1 protein-coding gene is annotated in these 665 nt (G+C 44.1%); it reads left to right on the top strand.

Annotation, left to right across the window (positions count from 1 at the left end; all coding sequences use genetic code 11):
* The coding region (locus tag A3757_RS23745; RefSeq protein ID WP_369819603.1) for a transglutaminase-like cysteine peptidase at positions 1 to 661 on the top strand (661 nt) is incomplete at its 5' end.
* Positions 662 to 665: the final 4 nt, after the last annotated feature.

The following is a 665-nucleotide window of genomic DNA, read 5'->3' as shown; positions in this document are numbered from 1 at the left end:
CTTAGGCCTCACTCTTTTAAGGACCCCGATTTACAAGCGGGTTGTCATAATTTTTTTTATTACGACCTGCGCCTCAGCCCTAGACCTTAACTCTAAAGTTCTCGATTTTATTGACCAGCGCTTCGGCCAGGACGCTGTTAGCCGACTCCAGCAATGGGAAAGAATCGCTAATTACAAACAAAACATTACCCATCAACAAAAGCTAAAACTTGTAAACCAGTTCTTTAATAGAGTGAAGTTCGTATCCGATCAAGAACAATGGAATAAGGAAGATTATTGGGCAACGCCATTAGAGTTTTTGGCAACCAATGCTGGCGACTGTGAGGACTTCTCAATTGCAAAGTACTTTACGCTTCGGGAAATGGGAATCCCTGATGACATGATAAAAATCACCTACGTCAAAGCGCTTGAGCTGAACCAGGCTCACATGGTCCTCGCCTATTACCCGACTCCAGACGCTGAACCCCTCATTCTCGACAACCTGATTAATGAAATAAAACCAGCAGGCCAACGTACCGACCTGGCACCTGTATACAGCTTCAACGGTGAAGGCTTATGGCTTTCGAAGATTAGAGGTCAGGAAGGTAAACGCATTGGCAATGCAGATAAGCTGGAAAGCTGGGTAGAGCTATTGAACAGACATTATAAGTTACTGAAATAAGCAT

The organism is Oleiphilus sp. HI0117, assembly GCF_001635235.1.
This window is presented reverse-complemented; position numbering and strand designations above follow the sequence as displayed.